This window comes from Mesorhizobium sp. M0185, assembly GCF_040322175.1.
Lineage (GTDB): Bacteria > Pseudomonadota > Alphaproteobacteria > Rhizobiales > Rhizobiaceae > Mesorhizobium.
Map to the genome: position 1 here is coordinate 1 of NZ_JAMYSY010000082.1, position 16,665 is coordinate 16,665.

Below are 16,665 nucleotides of genomic sequence, written 5' to 3' on the forward strand. Positions count from 1 at the left end.
CGTTGCAGGCAGGGCGCCGTCCACATATGGATCCCAGGGTCTGCGCCGCGTCGCTTCGCTCCTTGCTCCGCCCTGGGATGACGAAGCGAGAGGTGTTTCGGCTAGTCTCGAAGGTTTGCAATTTGCCATGCGCTTGTTATCTGCCAGGACGAAATTGTTGATCCAGGCCGGATTTTTGCGCGCGCCTCCGGCCGAACTGCGCTAAAGGCTCTCTTGGCCGGACCAGCGCCCATCGTGGAAGTGCCCCGCCGGCCGACATCGCCGCCACGGGGCCTTATTCCATGACCACAGAATCCCAAGTACCATCCGACCAGCGCTATGCCGCCTTTCGCCACCGGCCGTTCCTGAGCTACTGGGCGGCGCGCTTCCTCTCGACATTCTCCACCCAGATCGTGTCGGTCGCCGTCGGCTGGCAGATCTACGATCTCACCCGCGACCCGTTCGACCTCGGCCTTGTCGGCATCGTCCAGTTCCTGCCTTCGCTGCTGCTGGTGCTGGTCACCGGCGACGTTGCCGATCGTTTCGGGCGCCGGCTGATCATGGCGCTGGCGGTGCTGGTCGAGACGGGCTGCGCCTTGGCCCTCCTGCTGCTGACGCTACGCGGCCTCTCCGGGCCGATGCCGGTCTTCATCGTGCTCGCCATGTTCGGCATCGCGCGCGCCTTCTTCGGGCCGGCCTCCTCATCGCTGTTCGCCAATCTGGTGCCGCCCGAGGATTTCGCCAACGCCATCGCCTGGAACTCGTCCGCCTGGCAGACGGCAACCATCGTCGGGCCGGTCGCCGGCGGCCTGCTCTACGGGCTTTCAGCCGAAGCCGCCTACACCACCGCCGCCGTGCTGATGCTGGTTGCCGCCGTGCTGATCTTCACCATCCCGAAGCCTGCCCAGCGCAGCCGGACCGACAGGCCGACGGTACAGACCCTGTTCGCCGGCTTTGGCTATATCTGGAGCGAAAAGATCGTGCTCGGCGCGATTTCGCTCGATCTGTTTGCGGTGCTGCTGTCCGGCGCCTCGGCGCTGCTGCCGGTCTACGCGCGCGATATCCTCGAACTCGGCCCATGGGGGCTCGGCCTGTTGCGCTCGGCGCCCGGCGTCGGCGCCATCTGCGTCGCCATCTGGCTGGCCGGACACCCGATCCGCAACCATGCCGGCCTTGTCATGCTCGGCTTCGTCGCGCTGTTCGGCGCGTTCACGGTTCTGTTCGGCCTCTCGACCATCACCTGGCTGTCGATTGCGGCCCTTGCGCTGCTCGGCGCCACCGACATGTTCAGCGTCAATATCCGCGAGACGCTGATCCAGCTGTGGACGCCGGACGCCGTTCGCGGCCGCGTCAACGCCGTCAACCAGGTGTTTGTCGGCGCTTCCAATGAGCTCGGCGAATTCCGCGCCGGTACCATGGCGGCGTTGATCGGCACCGTTCCGGCCGTGGTGGTCGGGGGTGTCGGGGCGATCGCTGTTGCCGGCCTATGGGCGGTGCTGTTCCCGCAGCTGCGCAAGGTGCGTCATCTCAGGGGGCGAAACTGATTACCGCAGCGCCGGCTTGCCGAAGATCATCGGCAGGAACTCGCCGAGCCAGCGCTTGAGGTGCATGTCCCAGATAAGCCGGCCGCCGAGATGGTCGCGGCCGGGCTGCGCGCCGGGCAGTTCGAAGCGGTGCGCGCCGCGCACCACCCAGCGCTGCATCATCGCCCGGGTCAATTCGCCATGGAACTGAATGCCCCAGGCATTGTCGCCATAGCGGAAGGCCTGGTTGGGATAGGTTTCGGCCGTCGCCAAAAGCGTCGCGTCCTTCGGCAGCGAAAACCCTTCGCGATGGAACTGATAGACCATCTCCGGCCAATGAATCAGCCCGCTGCCCGCTTCGGTCGCCTTCAGCGGATACCAGCCGATTTCGACGAGGCCCTCGCCATGGCCCTCGACCCTGCCGCCAAGATGCTTGACCAGCATTTGCGCGCCGAGGCAGATGCCAAGCAGCGGCCGGTTCTCGTTGAGCGGAATTTTGAGCCAGTCGGTCTCGCGGCGGACGAACTCGTCGCCGTCATTGGCGCTCATCGGCCCGCCGAACACCACGGCGCCGGCATGGCCATCCAGCGTCTGCGGCAAGGCCTCGCCGAGCGGCGGTCGGCGGATGTCGAGGTCGAAGCCTTCCTCGATAAGCATATGGCCGACCCGTCCGGGGCTCGAATGCTCCTGATGCAGCACGATCAGGATCTTTGGTCTCGGACTTGGCTTGGGCGGCATTGGAAGGCGGGATCCTGTCTATTCGTCGCTTGAGGTTCCGGCAGCACCAGGAGCCGCGGCGGCCGCCTTGAGGCGCGCCTCGACACGGTCGCGGCGTTCGACGCCGATCAGCTCGGCGACCCGCCACACGGTATTGTCCTCGAGCTCGTGCAGCTCGCCATCGGCATAGACGATCTCCCACATCAGGCCGATGAAGGCCTTTCGCGCCTCGGCGTCGAGATGGCGCTTGAGCACGCTGGTGAAAGCGTAGAGGTCGATCGCCTCATTGTCGGCCCGCTCGCCGGCAGCCGCCAACGCGTCGAGTTCGTTGCCGCTGATCGAGTAGCTTTCCGCCAGCACCTTCTTGAACCGTTCCCATTCGGTATCCTGGCGCACCCCGTCGGCGTTCATCACGTGGAAAAGCAGGGCGGACGCGGCAACGCGCGGATCGTCGGCGCTGGGGCTGGCGCCACCACCGGACGGCAGATCCCTTAGAAACGACAAAACGCGTTCGAACATCAAATCATTCCCAATAAGCCCGGGTCCACTCGACCCTGATCAGAACAAACGAAACCGGCGCGTCGATTTATCCGCCGCGTCGTCTGGATCGACGCCGGGGTCGTCGGGCAGCCGCGTCAGCTCCTGCGCCGGCTCGACGGCCTCGGCATCTTCCGGCACTTGGGCAAACGCCGCCGCGGTGATTGGTGTCACATTATCCTCGCCGGCACGGTCGTCCGTCTTCTCCTCGGTCGCTGTGCCCGGTGTCTCCGCCGTGTGCTCGATCGTCCCGGCTCTTTCCTGTACCGGCCTGGCTGGAGCCGCGATGGCCGGCACCGGCGCCTCCGGCGTATCCTCATGACCGTCGATCAACTGCCCGAGCCGCTCCATCGGCGCCCGCCATTCGAATGCATCGAGCCTGCCGGTGATCGGCGATACCGGAGCCCAGCGTTCGGAGACGACGCCGTCGGCGACCCAGGCCGGGTCGCGCGGCGCTCTCACCGCCTTCGACAGCAACTGCCGCACCTTGCCCTGGTCGCCGGTCTCGGCCTCCTCGATATCGGCCAGCAGCAGATAGGCGCCTTCGCGGCGATCCATGCGGATGGCGGCTTCCGCCTCCCGACGGGCGGTTGAAAAATCCTGCGCATCTAGCGCGGCGCGCGCCACGGCCAGCGAGGACTCGGCATGGTTCTTCTTCAGTTCCTGCAGCTTCTTTGCCCGGTTCAGCCGATCGAGCACGGCATCGCCCGGCCTGGCATGAATGTAGAGTTCGGCGATCTCCGGATGCGGCTCGGCCTTCCACGCCGCCTCGAGGATTTTCGAGCCCTTGCGCACGTCGTTCTGCCGAAACAGCAATTTCGCCGCGACGACCGCCGCCGGCGCGAAATCCGGCCGCAGCCGGTTGGCTTCCAGACCCGCCGTCCGGGCGGCATTGGCATCGCTGTCGATCAGCGCCTGCGCCTTGGCGGTCAGCAGCACGACGCGGCGCCGGTTGGCGGCGTCACGCTCGATCTGCCGGGTCGACTTCTGGGCGTCGACCAGTTTCAGCGCGCCATCCCAGTCGCCGCGTTCGGTCAGGTCTTCCAGCGTCGATTCAGCCGCCCAGGCCAGTTGCGGCGCCACCGCCGCGGCACGGCCGGCATAGTGGCGGGCTGCGTTGCGGTCGCCGAGCCGCTCGGCCTCGAGATAAAGCCCGCGCAGGCCGAGCAGCCGCATTTCGGGATCATCGAGCATGGTCTCGAACTTTTCGCGGGCGCCTTCATGGTCGCCTTCGAGCAGCGAGGCCTGCGCGTCGAGCAGCTGGATCAGTGGCTCCTGATCGGAGCGGATCAGCTTTGCCGCTTCCTTGGTCTTCTTGCGGGCGAGCGCGCCGTCACCGGCGCCGGCGGCGATCATCCCGGTCGACAGCGCCTGGTAGCCGCGGTCGCGGCGACGCACGCGGAAATAGCGCGAGATCGTATAGGGGCTGGTCCACAGCGCCTTGACCAGCCACCAGACGATCATCACCGCGGCAACCACGGCAACGACCGCCACCGCCGCGACCATCAGGCTGACCTGGTATTGATAGCCGTTGAAGGTGACGAGCATTTCGCCCGGCCGGTCGGCCAGCCAGGCGAAGCCGAGCCCGAGCGCAAAGACGACGGCAAGGAAGGCGAGGATGCGGATCATTGGGTTCCTCACGCCTTCATTGCGCCGGCGATGAGCGAATCGATCTGCGTCTCGACCTCCATCCGCGCTTTCAGCTTGCCGGCAAAGTCGGCGCCGGCGGCCTTGGCCGCCTCAGGCAGGGTTTCGTATTCGCTGAGCGCCTTGGCGTAGTCGCCCCGGTTGACCGCGACCTCCATGCGGGCGACGGTTTCCGGAACGCCGGTGCCTTCGACGGCGCCGATCGGCCTGACCTTGACCAGCGATTCGGCGCTGGACAGCAGCTTCTGCAGGATGCCGGCATTCTGGTCGATGGGCGTCGCGGCAGCGACCATCGCGTTGGCGGCGCCGTCCGCTTCGGCGGCGATCTCGGAGCGCATCGGGACGCCCTTTTCGGCATAGGTGCGCAACGTCGCGATCTCGGGTGCATCGGGTGAGATCGCGGCAAAGGTTTCGAGCTCGGCGGCGAACGGTGCACCACGGTCGAGCGCTGCCTTGAGCGCCGAAGCGGCAATGGCCAGTGCGATCTTCGGCTGCGAAGCCTGTGCATCGACCTTGCCCGAGATCTGTGAAACCGACTGTTCCAGGGCCGCAAGCCGGCTGTCCTGCGCCTTTGTCGTCTCGCCGGCCGATTTCACCAGCGCATCGAGCGCGGCCAGCCTTTCGTTGAGCGGGCCGAGATCGACCGGCGCCGTACCGCCGGCCTTGCCGAGGGCCGCAACCGCCGTCTCGATCTGCCTTACCTTATCGCCAAGTGCTGCCAGGCCGGCATTGCCGCCGGCACCGCCTTGCTCGACGGCCGACTTCAACGTCGCAACGTCCGCCCTTACCTGATCCAGCGCCGACGACAGCCCGTCCACCTTGGCCGATGCGTCATTGTTGGCGCCGGCCTGTCTGAGGTCCGCGACCTCGCGTTTCAGCGAAACGATCTCACCATTGACCGCGTCGAGCGACACGCCGCCCGACCCCGGCGCACCGAGCAGGCCGGCAAATTGCAGCCCGCCGGCCGCGGCGAGGGCGATGACGCCGCCGATAATACCGGCGGCGATGCCGTTGATGCCGCTTCGCTTCGGCTGCGCTGCCATATGGTCGTCCCTCGTCTCAGCTGTCTTCTCGCCGGAACCTGGGATCCCCGGTTCGTTGGCCCCGGTTCCGCTGGATGCATCTTCGAAACTGTAGTCGGAAACCGTGGAGCGCCCGGCCGGCGCATCCGAACCGGCGGGATAAGGGGTTTCCGCTTCCCTGGCAGAATCGACGCCGGCGTCCGCCGGCTCTTGCGTGCCGGCCGGCGCGGCTGCGTCGGCATGTTCCCATGGCTCGAGATCGGTCTGGTCCGCATGCACCGGCTCTTCAGGTGGCTCCGGCTGCGAGGCGTTCGCCGCTTCCTCGGCCCGCGCCTCGTCGGTCTGCGAGGTCACGGCATCCTGTTCGTCGGCGACTCGCGAGACGGCGCCAGGCTCAAGCTCGATGGTCACCGGCTCACGGCGGCTCTTGGAATGCCGCATCTTCGGCGTCTTGACCATGCTCGGGCTCCGCAAAATTCGCTTCGGGATGGTTTGAAGGGTCTAGCACATCACCAAGCGGTGAAAAGGGGCGGCGTGATGACGCCACGGCTTGGAGTTCAGTTTTGGCAAAACGCCGCAGGGCCGAATCACGTTTCAAGCCAAGGCCCATGCTCGGCAAACAAAAAACCCGCCTCGGCGGGCGGATCGTTGGAGCCAATTAGCACCACAACCAAATTAGTAGCATAGCTGCCGGCACAAAGCAAGAACAAAATGTGCCCGAGGGCAATCGCCTGCGTTTGGCGCCGCCCCTCAAGGACGGCACAGAGCCGCCGCGAATGCCATCAGCGCGGCGCCTGCAAAAGTCCCAGCAGCGCGTCCTCGCTGGGCTCAGGCGCAATCTGGATCTCGGCGACATCGCCCAAGGCCGCGGCGATGCGCCCCGATAATCCGAAAAAGCGCGTTTTTTCAAAAACACCGCGCAGCACCGGCCGGCTAGCCAGGGCCTGCATCGCTTTTGCCGCCTTGGCCGAATAGAGCAGCACCGCCTCGACCGGCCGGGCGGACAGGCGCGCAAGAACGGCCTCGTCGGAGTAGTCCAGGACAACGGTGTCGTAGGTCTCGACGGCGCGGACCTGAACGCCTGACGCCAACAGCCCTTCCTCGAAGCCGGGAAATCGCACCCGCCCGCAGAGATAGACGATCGTCTGCCCCGCGTAACCGCCAGCAAGCGCATCGGCCAGCGCCTCGGCATTGCCCGGGCCTTCGCTGACCGACAGAAACCCGGCAGCGCGGGCGGCTTCCGCCGTCTTCCTGCCGACGGCGTGGCACGGCAAGCCGGCGAGCGCCGCGATGACCTCTTTCGGCGCATGGCGAACGGCATTGGCGCTGGTCACCGCGACCGCCGCGGCGTCAGCGAGCGCGCCGGCATCGACCGGCAGCGCCACGGTTCCGGTCAATGGCAGCAGGATCGGCTGAAAGCCGGCATCCGCAAGCCGGCGCCCCGTGCGCGACGCGCCCGGTTCGGGCCTCGTCACAAGGACGCGGAGCATGTCAGGTCCAGCCATCGAAGAATGTTTCGCCGGCCTTGGCCCGAACGGTCGCCGCGGCTTCCGCGCCAATGCGCGCCGCCTCCTGCGCCGGCCCTTGCAGCCTGACTTCATGCGACTGCGTGCCATCGGGCGAGATGATCAGCCCGGCAAAGGAAACCGTTCCGCCCGATATCGTCGCATGTCCGGCGATCGGCGTGCGGCAGGACCCGTCGAGCGCCGCCAGGAAGGCGCGCTCGCAGGCCAGCGCCTCGCCGGTCGGCCCGTCGTGGATCGCTGCCAGCATCTGTTCCACGTCACGGTCTCCGATGCGGCTTTCGATGCAGATCGCGCCTTGCCCCGGCGCCGGCGGAAAGACCTCGAGCGGCATCAGGTCGGTGACGACGTCTTCGAGCCCGAGCCGCTTCAGCCCGGCATAGGCGAGGATGGTGCCGTCGGCGATGCCGTCGTCGAGCTTGCGCAGCCGCGTCTGCACATTGCCGCGAAACATCACCACTTCGACGTCCGGCCGCATCCGCCGGATCAGCGCCTGGCGCCGCAGCGACGACGAACCGACCCTGGCGCCTTGCGGCAGGCCGGCAATCGTTCGCGCCGCCTTGCCGATGAAGGCATCGCGCGCGTCCTCGCGCGGCAGGAACGCGGACAGTTCCAGCCCCTCGGGCAACAGCGTCGGCATGTCCTTCGACGAATGCACGGCGATGTCGATGCGGCGCGCCAGCAGCGCCTCCTCGATCTCCTTGGTGAACAGGCCCTTGCCGCCGGCTTCCGACAACGGCCGGTCCTGGATGCGGTCGCCGCTGGTCGAGATGACGACCACCTCGAACGCCTCGGCCGGCATGCCGTGCGCCGCCATCAGCCACGCCTGCGTTTCATGCGCCTGCGCCAGCGCCAGCGGGCTGCCGCGTGTTCCGATTTTCAAGGTTGTTTGCATGACGCGCCGTCCGTGATAACCCCCGGCAGGTTTTCGGGTTTTCTCCTATCGGGGAAAGGCCGACAGTACAATCTGTACGATTTTTGGACAGCGACGAATTGATCCGCGTTCTGGGCATCGAGACGAGTTGCGACGAGACCGCCGCCAGCGTGGTGGCGCTGGACGGTCGCAGCACGCCGCAAATCCTGTCGAACATCGTGCTCAGCCAGATCGAGGAGCATGCCGCTTTCGGCGGCGTCGTGCCGGAGATCGCCGCGCGCGCCCATGTCGAGGCGCTCGACGGCATCATCGAGGCAGCGCTCGCCGATTCCGGCGTCGACCTCGCCGATATCGATGCGATTGCCGCCACCGCCGGTCCCGGTCTTGTCGGCGGGCTGATCGTCGGCCTGATGACGGCCAAAGCAATCGCCGCGGCAGCCAAAAAACCGCTGATCGCCATCAACCATCTCGAAGGCCACGCGCTGACGGCCAGATTGACCGACGGGCTCGACTTTCCCTACCTCTTGCTGCTGGTCTCCGGCGGCCATACCCAGATCGTCGCCGTACGCGGCGTCGGCGACTACCAGCGCTGGGCGACGACCATCGATGACGCGCTTGGCGAGGCCTTCGACAAGACGGCCAAGATGCTCGGCCTGCCCTACCCGGGCGGACCGAATGTCGAGAAGGCGGCGGCAATCGGTGACGCGACGCGTTTCGCCTTTCCGCGCCCGATGAAGGGCTCCGTGCAGCCCGATTTTTCCTTCTCCGGCCTCAAGACCGCGGTGCGCCAGGCGGCAACCGCGATCGCCCCGCTGAGCGACCAGGATGTTGCCGATATCTGCGCCTCGTTCCAGGCGGCGGTGGCGGATGCGCTGGGCGACCGTGTTGCGCGGGCGCTGACCCGGTTCCGTCAGCAATTCCCGGACAAGGCCGAGCCTGCATTGGTTGTCGCCGGCGGCGTGGCCGCCAATCGGACTATCAAGGCTACATTGCAGGGCCTGTGCGAGCAGGCCGGATTCAGCTTCGTCGCGCCGCCGCTTAACCTCTGCACCGACAATGCGGCGATGATCGCCTGGGCCGGCATCGAGCGCTTGCGCGCCGGCATATCAGGTGAAAACGCCGCCGATTTCGTGCCGCGCTCGCGCTGGCCGCTGGACAGCGTCTCGGCCCCGATGGTCGGCTCGGGCCGGCGTGGGGCCAAGGCATGACCGGCAGCGAGCACAAGGCGCCAAGCGGCTGGCGCGTCGCCGTGCTCGGCGGCGGCGCCTGGGGCACGGCGCTGGCGCTGGCCACGCTGCGCTCCGGTCATTTCGTCCGCCTCTATGCGCGCGACCCGGAGACCGTCGCGGCGGTCGACCGTGGCGAAAATCCGCGCTATCTGCCGGGCATCGCGCTCGATCCCGGCATCGTGGCGACGAGCGACATCGAGGCGGCGCTCGACGGTGCCGACTGCGTTCTGGCGGTAGCGCCGGCGCAATCGTTGCGGATTATGCTAACGGCCGCGTCCAGCCATATGCCGAAAGGCGTCCCGCTGGTCCTCTGCGCCAAGGGCATCGAGCGCGACACCGGCGCGCTGCTATCGTCCATCACTGAGGAAATACTGCCGGCAAATCCGGTCGCCGCTTTGTCCGGCCCAAGCTTTGCCACCGACGTCGCCAGGGGCCTGCCGACGGCCGTCGTGGTCGCCGCCCGGGACGAGGCTCTGGCCACCGACCTCGCCGCCCGCTTTTCGGCGGAAAATCTGCGCTGTTATTCGAGCGACGACCTGATCGGCGTCGAGATCGGCGGCGCGCTGAAGAACGTCTTTGCCATTGCCGCGGGTGCCGTCACCGGCGCCGGGCTCGGTGCCAGCGCCCAGGCGGCGATGGTGACGCGCGGCTTCGTCGAATTGCGCCGCATCGGCGCCGCCTTTGGCGCCAGGCCGGAGACGCTGATGGGGCTTTCCGGCCTCGGCGACCTGCTGCTCACCTGCTCGTCCGCGCAGTCGCGCAATTTCGCCTATGGGCTGGCGCTGGGGCAAGGCAAGCCGCTTGCCGGCCTGCCTTTGGCCGAAGGCGTGCCGACGGCGGCAATCGCCGCCCGCATCGCCGGCGAGCGCCGGATCGACGCGCCGATCATCGCCGCCGTCGCCGCCATACTGGACGGCACCATAACCATAGACCAGGCTGTGTCGGCGTTGATGACAAGGCCACTCAAGACCGAAACCGACATGTAATCGCGAACGATTGCGGAGATGGAAAGATGCTGTTTGCGTTGATTTGCAAGGACAAGCCAGGAAGCCTGCAGGTGCGGCTCGATACGCGGCCCAAGCACCTTGCCTTCCTGGAAGGGCTGAACGGCGACAAGAAATTGGCCTTCGCCGGCCCGTTCCTCGACGCCGACGGCAAGCCGAACGGCACTCTCGCCGTTGTCGAGGCGCCCGATCTGGCGGCGGCAAAAGCCCTGTCGGCGGCCGATCCCTATACCAAGGCAGGGCTGTTCGAAAGCGTCGAAATCCGGCAGTGGAACTGGAGCTTCAACAAACCTGTGAGTGAATGATCGTTCGTTCGCGCTGCCCCTCATCCGCCTGCCGGCACCTTCTCCCCGTGAAGAACGGGGAGAAGGGAGAAGCTCCAGCGCTGGCGACCCCTCTCCCCGTCCTTACGGGGAGAGGGTAAGGGTGAGGGGCAGCGCCAACGCTGGATAGCGACAAACCGACAACGGCAACGGGACAACTGAGATGAACTACTGGCTGTTCAAATCCGAACCTTCGGTCTTCTCCTTCGAGGACCTCAAGGCCAAGGGCAAGGCCGGCACGCAATGGGACGGCGTGCGCAATTATGCGGCGCGCAACAACATGAAGGCGATGCAGATCGGCGATCTCGGCTTCTTCTACCATTCCAATGACGGGCTGGACATCGTCGGCATCGCCGAAGTCTGCGCTCTGGCCCATCAGGACAGCACCACCGACGATCCCCGCTGGGAGTGCGTCGACATCCGCGCCTTCAAGGCCATGCCGAAGCCGGTGACGCTGGAGCAAGCCAAGGCCAATCAAAAGCTGGCCGACATGGCGCTGGTGCGGCTTGGGCGGCTGTCTGTGCAGCCGGTGACGCCGGCCGAATGGCAAGAGGTTTGCCGCATGGGCGGCCTGACGCCGGCGCCATGACGGCGCTGACGCCGGACAGCGCCAGGAAATTCATCCTCGACAACACGGCGCTGATGGCGCCGCCACATGTGCCGGAGATCCGCCTGCAGCTGGCCGACGAGGCGCACGAACTGTGGCGGCGGACCGAGGACGAGCTGACCGAAATCGGCCTGCCGCCGCCCTTCTGGGCTTTTGCCTGGGCCGGCGGCCAAGGCCTTGCCCGCTACATCCTAGACAATCCGGCGGCGGTGCGCGGCAAGCGCGTGCTGGACTTCGCCTCCGGCTCCGGCCTTGTCGCCATTGCCGCGGTGAAGGCCGGAGCTGCCGAGGTGATCGCCGCCGATATCGACCCGTTCTGCGCGACCGCCATCCGCCTCAATGCCGAGGCAAATGGGACCGAGATAAAATTCCTCATCGGCGACTGCATCGGCAGCGATGCCGGCTGGGACTTGGTGCTGGCCGGCGACGTCTTCTACGACAAAACTTTCGCCGACAGGCTGATGCCATGGTTCGTCGCGCTGAAGGCGCGCGGCGCCGACATTCTCGTCGGCGATCCCGGCCGCTCCTATCTGCCGAGGGCGGGACTGGAGCCGCTTGCCGTCTATCAAGTGGCGGTGACCCGGGCGCTGGAGGACGCCGAGGTCAAGCGCACCACCGTCTGGCGTCTTGCTTGACGGCATCGCCGAACAGGCGTTCCATCGCGCAATCGACCGGAGGGAACCATGGATTTTTCAGCAATCAATTGGCTGGCGGTAATCGTCGCCGCCGTCGTGGCGTGGTTGTTCGGCGGGGCCTGGTACATGGGCTTGAGCAAGCCGTGGCTGAAGGCCGCCAAGCTTGATCCGGCGACGATGAGCAAATCGATGCTGCCCTTCGTCGTCTCCTTCATCGCGGAGCTCGTCATGGCGCTGGTCATGTCGCTGATCATCGGCGCCGTAACCGGCGGCGAGCCGAGCCTGCTTGCCGGGGTGATCTTCGGCTTCGTTCTCTGGCTGGGGTTCGTCGCCACCACGCTTTCGGTCAACCATCGCTACGAAGGTTTCGGCTGGGATCTGACGCTCATCGATGTTGGTCACTGGCTCGGCGTGCTGCTTCTCATCGGCGCGGTGATCGGCTGGTTCGGCGCGGCGGCGGGCTGACCGTCAGGTCGGGGTCCTGGCGATTTCCTCAAGAAGCCAATCGCGAAAGGCGACGATGCGCGGATCATTCGCCGCGGTCTCCGGATAGACCAGGAAATAGGCGAATTCAGGCGCGACCTTGATGCCGAGTTCGAACGGCCGGATCAGCCTGCCTTCCGAAAGATCGTTTGCCACCATGGCGAAATCGGCGAGCGCGACCGCGTTGCCGTCGAGCGCGGCCTGGACGGCATCCGTCGAATTGCCGAACACGATGGTCCGGCTGTCGTCGAAATCGTCGACGCCCGCCGCCGCCATCCACATGCTCCAATTCGGCCAGGTGACGCCCTGGCGCGACCACTCGATATGGGCCAGCGTATGATGGAACAGGTCGCGCGGCTCCTTGAGCGGCGGCCCTGACCGCAGCAAGGCCGGGCTGCAGACGGGGATGATGACGTTTTCGAACAGCCGGTGCGAGCGAAGCCCCGGATATTTGCCGGTGCCGAAACGGATGCCGAGATCGACGTCGTCGCGATCGAAGTCGCGCACCTCGTAACTGATGTCGAAACGCAGCTCGATTGCCGGATGCTGCTTGCGAAAATCGTCGACGCGCCGCATCAGCCACTTCGTCGCGAATTGCGCATCGAGGGTGACCTTCAGCAGCGCCGATCCGCGCGCCGTCTTCTGCGCCCGTGAAACGGCCCGGCCAAGCAGGTCGAGCGCATCGGTCGACGCTTCGAACAGCACCGCGCCCGCCTCGGTAAGCCGGATCGTGCGGCTGGTGCGTGTGAATAGCACGATGCCGAGCTGATCCTCGATTTCCTTGATCTGATGGCTGACCGCTGCCGGCGTCAGGCCGAGCTCGTCGGCGGCGCGGGTGAAATTGAGGTGCCGCGCCGCTGCCTCCAGCGTCCGCAGCGCACGGGTTCCAGGCAGCAGGCGCGCCATCAGTGCCAGACGAGGAGGGTTCGGTCGAGGGTTCGGTCGAGCATTGCAATCCTCAAACAAAACTTGAAGATGCAGAAAAAACTACTCGTTTCCCGTTTTAATTTCAATCCGCCATGCTCTGAGCATCGAAGAAACATCAAACCGGATTTGATGTCCGGAGAAGCGGATTGCACCATGTCTGACATCGCCTTGCGCTCGGTAACCCTCCGCCCGGCCTGGCTGCGCGCCGTGCTTGACTGGCTTCGGCACGCAAAAATCGCGGTCAATCTTCCCTACCAAAATGTCGAGGATCTCTCCGATCGCCAGCTTCGCGACATCGGCGGCGAACGCAAGGACATCGCACGCGCCATGGACCGCGAACTCGGCCGGCTCGGCCTTCTCGACATAGGGTGGCAAAGGAGTAGGGGAGTAGGGGAGTAGGGGAGTAGGGGAGTAGGGGAGTAGGGGAGTAGGGGAGTAGGGGAGTAGGGGAGTAGGGGAGTAGGAAAGCTAAGCGGCGCGCCCGCCCCTGTCTCTACTCTTACTGCCCTATTCCCCTATTCCCCTACTCCCTTATTCCCCTACTCCCTTACCTTACCACCCTTACCACCGTCCGCTCCGACAGCAGCGGCAGCAGCCGTGCCATGGTGCGGGCCGTTACCGCGACGCAGCCTTGCGTCGGCGTGAAGCCGGGGCGCGCCAGGTGGAAGAAGATGGCGCTGCCGCGCCCGCGCCGGCGCGGCACAATGTTCCAGTCCAGCACCAGGCAGGCGTCATAGAGATCGTCGGTGCGCAGCATCCGCTCATGGCTGGCGCCATAGGGGATTTTGACCGGGCGGTTGTAGTTGCGGTCCCCAGGCACTTCGCACCAGCCGAGGTCGCGGCCGATCGGCGTCATCGCCAGCCGCGTCCGGCGGCCGCCGGCAAAACGGTCGCCGCGAAAATATCCCGACAATATCCGCATCGAGGCAAGCGGCGTGGCGCCATCGCCCTCGCGCTTGCCGGCCGAGATGCCGCCATGCCCCAGCGCACATGGAAACACTAGTTTGCCGGCCTGCAGAAAGCCCTGGCTGGGTTGGCCGGGGCGCGCGCGCACGGTGAGCACGGTGAGCCCTTTAGGCAAAATTGCGCCGACTGCATTGCGATCGTGTTTTTTCTTGTATGATCGTGCCACGGAACAAATCACTGTGAACGGCTGTTGTGCCGGTCAGCTTCCGCATAAACAGGCAGCGGTCAACTGAAATCTCTTTTCAAAACAATGGATTGATCCATGACTTCACGCACCATTCTGATCGTCGACGACGATGACGACCTGCGCGGCACCCTTGTCGAGCAATTGTCGCTTTATGAGGAATTCGATGTCCTGCAGGAAGCGACCGCCGCCAAAGGCGTCGCCACGGCGCGTGGCGGGCTCATCGACCTGCTCATCATGGATGTCGGCCTGCCCGACATGGATGGCCGCGAGGCGGTAAAGATATTGCGCAAGGGCGGCTACAAGGCGCCGATCATCATGCTGACCGGCCATGATACCGATTCCGACACCATCCTTGGCCTCGAGGCCGGCGCCAACGACTATGTGACGAAGCCGTTCCGTTTTGCCGTGCTGCTGGCCCGCATCCGCGCGCAGTTGCGCCAGCACGAACAGAGCGAGGACGCCACTTTCTCGGTCGGCCCCTACACGTTCAAGCCCAGCCAGAAGCTTCTGATCGACCCGCGCGGCGCCAAGGTGCGGCTGACCGAAAAGGAAGCCTCGATCATCAAATATCTCTACCGTGCCGACCAGAAGGTGGTGACCCGCGACGTGCTGCTGGAGGAAGTCTGGGGCTACAATTCCGGCGTCACCACGCATACGCTCGAAACTCACGTCTACCGGCTGCGCCAGAAGATCGAGCGCGATCCTTCCAACGCGGAAATTCTCGTGACAGAAAGCGGCGGCTACAAGCTGGTTCCTTAAACATTTCATTATTCAAATAAGCGATCCGGGCGGGGCGCTTTTCGGGTACGGTCCTGAGGCTGGAGGTGGTTTTGGATCGGCCTCGTAGGGGAGGAGTCGGACTGACGGTTCGGGGACATAGCTAGATGGCGCTGGATGACGACATCCGCATCCTGTCCACCGTGGGGCTCTTCGAGGGCTTTACGCAGGAACAACTGCGTCTGCTCGCCTTCGGCGCCGAAACCACCAGGTTGCAAGCCGACCACAAGCTTTACCGCGAGGATGACGCGGCCGATTGCGCCTATATCGTGATCAGCGGCCGCATCGTCCTCTACCGCGAGCACGATGGCGAGCGCATCCCGATCGGCACCGCCGGCCCCGGCACCATGCTCAGCGAACTGGCGCTGATCGCCGATACCAACCGGCTGACCAGCGCCTCCGCCGAAATCGATTCGGAAGTGCTGCGGCTCAGCCGCAAGATGTTCCGCCGCATCCTTGAGGAATACCCGGAGCTGGCGGTTCACCTGCACCAGCGCATCTCGGAGGATTTCCAGGCGATGATTCGCCGCATCGAGGAACTTGGGCCGCGTTTTGCCGGCTAATATAGCGCCTCTGGCCTAACCAGATCGACTTCGGAACTGCGAGGGCTCAAGGCCGATGCGTTGCGGAAACAAGCTCGGCCTTGCGTCGTGCCGTCTCCAGTCCCAGCGCGATGAAGCGGCGCGCATGCTTGGCCAGTTCCATATTGTCGGTCCACAGATTGCGCCAGATGGCGGTTTTCCGCGACAGGTTCTCATCGACGATTTCCGACGAGAAGGATTCGAAGCTGAGGTCGTCGCTGTAGCCGATGGCGGTCAGCGCATCGAAGATCGCGGCGAAATCGATGTTGCCCGTGCCGAGGAAGCCGCGATGGCTCTCGCCGATATGGACATAGCCGATCTTCTTTGCGGCGTTGCGAATGGCCAAGCCGACATCGGCCTCCTCGATGTTCATATGGAAGCTGTCGAGATGCAGGAAGATGTTGTCGGAGCCGCTGTCCGCGATGAAGGCCATGCCTTGCGCGGCGGTGTTGAGCAGGTTGCTTTCGAAGCGGTTGACGATCTCGAGGTTGAGGCTGACGCCGGCTGATTTTGCTGTCTCGGCCACCTCGGCCAGCGTGCCGGCGCTGCGGTTCCACTGGTCACGCGTCGGCGCCTCGCTCTGCAAGCCGTGGCTGGTGCTGAGGATGCCGGCAACCTTCTGGCCGCCGAGATCGCGGGTCAGCGCGATCGTACGTTCCAGGATTTCGACGCCGTGCGCCGCAATCGTTTTGTCGGCGCTCGAAATATCGCCGTCGGCCGGCAGTCCAATGCTGATCGCAACGCCGAGGCCGAGATCGGCGATCCGCTTGGCCAAGCCGTCAATGTCGACATTGGCGGGGTCGAGATAGGAGAATTCGATCAGGTCGAAGCCGGCTTCCCTGGTGTTGGCCAGCGTCCGCTCGAGGTCGCCCTGCGCCGAGCTCGCCGACCAGACGAATGAGTGGATTCCGATGCGCGACATGATCGTCTCCGGTTATTTCCAGCTGACCCAAGTCCAAAGCGGTTTTGGCAAGCCGATGCTCGGACAAAAAGGTGGGGGCGGGGCACGCCCCCCCGCCACCGGTGGGGGGGGTATCGCGGCGCGGGGCAGCCCGTGGTTTGAGTACAAAATTTCTAGTTTTTAACTATACGCGCCCCCCCCGCACCAAGGCGTCGGGGGTGGG

The 16,665-nt window shown here is 65.4% G+C and carries 20 protein-coding genes; 11 read left to right on the forward strand and 9 right to left on the reverse strand.

What is annotated here, in order from left to right:
- A partial coding sequence (locus tag NKJ20_RS32380; protein WP_352749626.1) for a hypothetical protein occupies nucleotides 1–205 on the forward strand: 205 nt, incomplete at its 5' end.
- Nucleotides 206–281: 76 nt separating this feature from the next.
- Nucleotides 282–1,523, forward strand: a complete 1,242-nt coding sequence (locus NKJ20_RS32385) for an MFS transporter (RefSeq protein WP_352749627.1) — start codon at nucleotides 282–284, stop codon at nucleotides 1,521–1,523.
- On the opposite strand, the gene NKJ20_RS32390 is transcribed toward NKJ20_RS32385, so the two are convergent.
- From NKJ20_RS32390 to hemC, 6 genes are all read right to left on the reverse strand, one after another.
- Nucleotides 1,524–2,240 carry a glutamine amidotransferase gene (locus tag NKJ20_RS32390; protein ID WP_352749629.1) on the reverse strand — a complete coding sequence of 239 codons (717 nt, stop codon included), beginning with the start codon at nucleotides 2,238–2,240 and terminating at the stop codon, nucleotides 1,524–1,526.
- 18 nt (nucleotides 2,241–2,258) lie between these two features.
- On the reverse strand, nucleotides 2,259–2,738 hold the full coding sequence (locus NKJ20_RS32395) for a tellurite resistance TerB family protein (RefSeq protein ID WP_352749631.1): 480 nt from the start codon (nucleotides 2,736–2,738) through the stop codon (nucleotides 2,259–2,261).
- Nucleotides 2,739–2,777: 39 nt separating this feature from the next.
- Entirely contained in the window at nucleotides 2,778–4,385 is a 1,608-nt protein-coding gene (locus NKJ20_RS32400) for a heme biosynthesis protein HemY (RefSeq protein WP_352749634.1), read from the reverse strand.
- Nucleotides 4,386–4,393: 8 nt separating this feature from the next.
- Entirely contained in the window at nucleotides 4,394–5,884 is a 1,491-nt protein-coding gene (locus tag NKJ20_RS32405) for a COG4223 family protein (RefSeq protein ID WP_352749635.1), read from the reverse strand.
- Nucleotides 5,885–6,207: 323 nt separating this feature from the next.
- Nucleotides 6,208–6,915 (reverse strand): uroporphyrinogen-III synthase, encoded by a 708-nt coding sequence (locus tag NKJ20_RS32410; RefSeq protein WP_352749638.1) that lies wholly within the window; start codon nucleotides 6,913–6,915, stop codon nucleotides 6,208–6,210.
- Nucleotide 6,916: 1 nt separating this feature from the next.
- Entirely contained in the window at nucleotides 6,917–7,843 is a 927-nt protein-coding gene (gene hemC / locus NKJ20_RS32415) for a hydroxymethylbilane synthase (protein ID WP_352749641.1), read from the reverse strand.
- Nucleotides 7,844–7,944: 101 nt separating this feature from the next.
- Here hemC and tsaD point away from each other — a divergent pair, with 101 nt between their 5' ends.
- From tsaD to NKJ20_RS32445, 6 genes are all read left to right on the forward strand, one after another.
- Nucleotides 7,945–9,030, forward strand: a complete 1,086-nt coding sequence (gene tsaD, locus NKJ20_RS32420) for a tRNA (adenosine(37)-N6)-threonylcarbamoyltransferase complex transferase subunit TsaD (RefSeq protein ID WP_352749649.1) — start codon at nucleotides 7,945–7,947, stop codon at nucleotides 9,028–9,030.
- The gene (locus NKJ20_RS32425; RefSeq protein WP_352749643.1) at nucleotides 9,027–10,037 is read left to right on the forward strand and encodes an NAD(P)H-dependent glycerol-3-phosphate dehydrogenase; all 1,011 of its coding nucleotides are present in this window, start codon (nucleotides 9,027–9,029) and stop codon (nucleotides 10,035–10,037) included. Before tsaD ends, NKJ20_RS32425 begins: the two co-directional genes overlap by 4 nt.
- Before the next feature lie 26 nt (nucleotides 10,038–10,063).
- A complete protein-coding gene (locus NKJ20_RS32430) occupies nucleotides 10,064–10,360 on the forward strand; it encodes a YciI-like protein (RefSeq protein WP_352749645.1) in 297 nt (98 codons plus the stop codon).
- Between the two features lie 181 nt (nucleotides 10,361–10,541).
- Entirely contained in the window at nucleotides 10,542–10,967 is a 426-nt protein-coding gene (locus NKJ20_RS32435; RefSeq protein ID WP_352456302.1) for an EVE domain-containing protein, read from the forward strand.
- Nucleotides 10,964–11,620, forward strand: coding sequence for a class I SAM-dependent methyltransferase (locus NKJ20_RS32440; RefSeq protein ID WP_352705002.1), 657 nt, complete (start codon nucleotides 10,964–10,966; stop codon nucleotides 11,618–11,620). The genes NKJ20_RS32435 and NKJ20_RS32440 overlap by 4 nt, the downstream gene beginning before the upstream one ends.
- A gap of 48 nt (nucleotides 11,621–11,668) precedes the next feature.
- On the forward strand, nucleotides 11,669–12,085 hold the full coding sequence (locus tag NKJ20_RS32445; RefSeq protein WP_352509119.1) for a DUF1761 domain-containing protein: 417 nt from the start codon (nucleotides 11,669–11,671) through the stop codon (nucleotides 12,083–12,085).
- 3 nt (nucleotides 12,086–12,088) lie between these two features.
- Here NKJ20_RS32445 and gcvA read toward each other — a convergent pair whose 3' ends face one another.
- Nucleotides 12,089–13,009, reverse strand: coding sequence for a transcriptional regulator GcvA (gcvA, locus tag NKJ20_RS32450; RefSeq protein WP_352681917.1), 921 nt, complete (start codon nucleotides 13,007–13,009; stop codon nucleotides 12,089–12,091).
- 174 nt (nucleotides 13,010–13,183) lie between these two features.
- Between gcvA and NKJ20_RS32455 the strand changes: the two genes are divergently transcribed.
- The gene (locus NKJ20_RS32455) at nucleotides 13,184–13,429 is read left to right on the forward strand and encodes a hypothetical protein (RefSeq protein WP_352451326.1); all 246 of its coding nucleotides are present in this window, start codon (nucleotides 13,184–13,186) and stop codon (nucleotides 13,427–13,429) included.
- Between the two features lie 148 nt (nucleotides 13,430–13,577).
- Here the strand turns inward: NKJ20_RS32455 and NKJ20_RS32460 are convergent, their stop codons facing one another.
- Complete coding sequence (locus NKJ20_RS32460; RefSeq protein WP_245274862.1) at nucleotides 13,578–14,114, reverse strand: L,D-transpeptidase family protein; 537 nt, start codon at nucleotides 14,112–14,114, stop codon at nucleotides 13,578–13,580.
- A 144-nt stretch (nucleotides 14,115–14,258) separates the two neighbouring features.
- Here NKJ20_RS32460 and NKJ20_RS32465 point away from each other — a divergent pair, with 144 nt between their 5' ends.
- Both NKJ20_RS32465 and NKJ20_RS32470 read left to right on the forward strand, forming a co-directional pair.
- Nucleotides 14,259–14,942, forward strand: a complete 684-nt coding sequence (locus NKJ20_RS32465) for a response regulator transcription factor (RefSeq protein WP_023680479.1) — start codon at nucleotides 14,259–14,261, stop codon at nucleotides 14,940–14,942.
- A 125-nt stretch (nucleotides 14,943–15,067) separates the two neighbouring features.
- Nucleotides 15,068–15,523 (forward strand): Crp/Fnr family transcriptional regulator, encoded by a 456-nt coding sequence (locus NKJ20_RS32470; RefSeq protein ID WP_352749646.1) that lies wholly within the window; start codon nucleotides 15,068–15,070, stop codon nucleotides 15,521–15,523.
- A gap of 46 nt (nucleotides 15,524–15,569) precedes the next feature.
- Here the strand turns inward: NKJ20_RS32470 and NKJ20_RS32475 are convergent, their stop codons facing one another.
- Nucleotides 15,570–16,463 (reverse strand): sugar phosphate isomerase/epimerase family protein, encoded by an 894-nt coding sequence (locus NKJ20_RS32475; RefSeq protein ID WP_352749648.1) that lies wholly within the window; start codon nucleotides 16,461–16,463, stop codon nucleotides 15,570–15,572.
- Nucleotides 16,464–16,665 lie beyond the last annotated feature (202 nt).

Bases quoted from the DNA above. Each gene is read 5' to 3' on its own strand.
- NKJ20_RS32385 (WP_352749627.1), top strand. From the start codon at position 282: ATGACCACAGAATCCCAAGTACCATCCGACCAGCGCTATGCCGCCTTT.
- NKJ20_RS32390 (WP_352749629.1), bottom strand. From the start codon at position 2,240: ATGCCGCCCAAGCCAAGTCCGAGACCAAAGATCCTGATCGTGCTGCAT.
- NKJ20_RS32395 (WP_352749631.1), bottom strand. From the start codon at position 2,738: ATGTTCGAACGCGTTTTGTCGTTTCTAAGGGATCTGCCGTCCGGTGGT.
- NKJ20_RS32400 (WP_352749634.1), bottom strand. From the start codon at position 4,385: ATGATCCGCATCCTCGCCTTCCTTGCCGTCGTCTTTGCGCTCGGGCTC.
- NKJ20_RS32405 (WP_352749635.1), bottom strand. From the start codon at position 5,884: ATGGTCAAGACGCCGAAGATGCGGCATTCCAAGAGCCGCCGTGAGCCG.
- NKJ20_RS32410 (WP_352749638.1), bottom strand. From the start codon at position 6,915: ATGCTCCGCGTCCTTGTGACGAGGCCCGAACCGGGCGCGTCGCGCACG.
- hemC (WP_352749641.1), bottom strand. From the start codon at position 7,843: ATGCAAACAACCTTGAAAATCGGAACACGCGGCAGCCCGCTGGCGCTG.
- NKJ20_RS32425 (WP_352749643.1), top strand. From the start codon at position 9,027: ATGACCGGCAGCGAGCACAAGGCGCCAAGCGGCTGGCGCGTCGCCGTG.
- NKJ20_RS32430 (WP_352749645.1), top strand. From the start codon at position 10,064: ATGCTGTTTGCGTTGATTTGCAAGGACAAGCCAGGAAGCCTGCAGGTG.
- NKJ20_RS32435 (WP_352456302.1), top strand. From the start codon at position 10,542: ATGAACTACTGGCTGTTCAAATCCGAACCTTCGGTCTTCTCCTTCGAG.
- NKJ20_RS32440 (WP_352705002.1), top strand. From the start codon at position 10,964: ATGACGGCGCTGACGCCGGACAGCGCCAGGAAATTCATCCTCGACAAC.
- NKJ20_RS32445 (WP_352509119.1), top strand. From the start codon at position 11,669: ATGGATTTTTCAGCAATCAATTGGCTGGCGGTAATCGTCGCCGCCGTC.
- gcvA (WP_352681917.1), bottom strand. From the start codon at position 13,009: ATGGCGCGCCTGCTGCCTGGAACCCGTGCGCTGCGGACGCTGGAGGCA.
- NKJ20_RS32455 (WP_352451326.1), top strand. From the start codon at position 13,184: ATGTCTGACATCGCCTTGCGCTCGGTAACCCTCCGCCCGGCCTGGCTG.
- NKJ20_RS32465 (WP_023680479.1), top strand. From the start codon at position 14,259: ATGACTTCACGCACCATTCTGATCGTCGACGACGATGACGACCTGCGC.
- NKJ20_RS32470 (WP_352749646.1), top strand. From the start codon at position 15,068: ATGGCGCTGGATGACGACATCCGCATCCTGTCCACCGTGGGGCTCTTC.
- NKJ20_RS32475 (WP_352749648.1), bottom strand. From the start codon at position 16,463: ATGTCGCGCATCGGAATCCACTCATTCGTCTGGTCGGCGAGCTCGGCG.